At 44.9% G+C, this 1,763-nt stretch carries 1 protein-coding gene; it reads right to left on the reverse strand.

What is annotated here, in order from left to right:
* Window positions 1-180: 180 nt before the first annotated feature.
* Entirely contained in the window at window positions 181-1,623 is a 1,443-nt protein-coding gene (locus RHEIN_RS17040) for an IS1182 family transposase (protein WP_008900223.1), read from the reverse strand.
* Window positions 1,624-1,763 lie beyond the last annotated feature (140 nt).

The raw sequence follows: 1,763 nt of genomic DNA on the forward strand, positions 1-1,763 counted from the left end.
GCAGGCTGTGTAAAAACTCGCTTTTAGCCTTATCTCGGCATTCTCCCAGCCTGAGACGTAACAATCGCTCTGGAGTTGGCTTCATATGCTGTGATTTTCATAAAGACAGTGCAGAGGTTTTTTAAAGTCCGGTATCGGGCACTATGTGGCTGTTAACAGTGGCAAAAATGGCTAGCGCTGCTAGCCATAGAGTTCTTGTAGCCTACTGGTCAATCCTGCCGTTCCCCAAATAGACATCATCCTTTTCAGGTTATAAGCCAGAATATGTAAACTAATTTCTGTACTGACGTTTTTAAATCGCCGCATCAGGAAATGAGTGGCCCCCATCCACATTTTAATCGTTCCAAACGGATGCTCTACCGTTTGCTTGCGAACAAGAGCAGTTTGCGGTGATGCATCCAACCTTGCCTGCATAACTTCCATTTTATCTTCATGAACCCAGCGTCTTATGCGTCTCACTGCCACTTTGGATGTGGTGCATTTCGAACGCTGACTGCAATCGCGACATGCGATACAGTTAAAATACATCTGTTGCTCCAAGCCATCTTCAACGGATGTAAACCGATTTTGAAGTTCGTTACCTGCTGGGCAGATATAGACATCTTTTTCCTGGTCATACTTAAACAATGAACGGTTAAAAAGACCTTTGCGATCAGCGCCAGAGGTATCACCTTTTGGAACCAGGGCTACAGCTCCGGTATCCAGCACTGCTTTAATATCGTTGCGGCTGTAATAACCTTTGTCGGCTAGTACGGTTATATCCTCTTTACCAAGAGCTTCCTGAGCCAACTTCGTCACCGAGTGAAGTTGGCCACGGTCTGTGGTGTTGGTGACTTCGTGGGCAACAATCAGATGATTCTTCGTGTCCACTGCAGTTTGCACGTTGTAACAGACTTGCCGGTTCAAGTTATTTGTTTTCATTAACCGTGAGTCAGGATCGGTTAAAGACAGTTGCTTATCTTGTTGCAGCTCAACAGTTTGTTGGATTTCTTGCAGTTCGCTTAAACGTTTCTTTAGCCATGCCAGTTTTGTTGCAGTTAACTCGGTATTTGCATCGGGCTGGGCGTCACTGTCAGCTTTATCGAGCTTTTCAAGATAGTTACTAATGCTTTGTTCGACCCGCGCAATATGGTCTTTCGCTTTTTGCGGCGTGAAGTTATTTTGTTTGCTGTTCACCGCTTTGAATTTACTACCGTCGATGGCCACAGTGACATCCGTGAACATTTGCATCTGCCGACATAGGTCAATAAAGGCTCGGCAAGCATTCTTAATCCCTTTACTGTTGTTTTTTCTGAAGTCCGCAATGGTTTTGAAGTCGGGAGTTAACCGCTCAAGTAACCACATCAGCTCGACGTTTCGATGCGCTTCTTTTTCTAGTCGGCGAGAGGACTGTATTCGGTTCAGATAGCCATAAATGTAGAGTTTAAGCATCGTTGCAGGATGATATCCAGGGCGGCCGGTCTGTTTTGCATTGACTCTTACAAAGCCGAGAGCATCAAGCTTCAAACCATCAACAAAAATATCGACCACTCGGACAGGATTATCTTCAGTCACGAAGTCATCCAGCGCTTCAGGAAGTAAGGTGACTTGATGCCTGCCTTGGCCTTGAATATGTTGGGTCATATCAGCACACTTTGTTTTAGTTCGTATGCCAATAATTTTAGTAAAAAGGCTGATTCCAGCACGGCCTCATCAAGAACGATTGATCATATAAATCTGTTGCTTAGACCAAAAGGTGATCAGCAGTTTTCACACAGCCTGAG

This window comes from Rheinheimera sp. A13L (assembly GCF_000217935.1).
Lineage (GTDB): Bacteria > Pseudomonadota > Gammaproteobacteria > Enterobacterales > Alteromonadaceae > Pararheinheimera.

What these genes read in the sequence shown, in the direction of transcription:
- RHEIN_RS17040 (WP_008900223.1), bottom strand. Translation starts at nt 1,623, where the DNA reads ATGACCCAACATATTCAAGGCCAAGGCAGGCATCAAGTCACCTTACTT.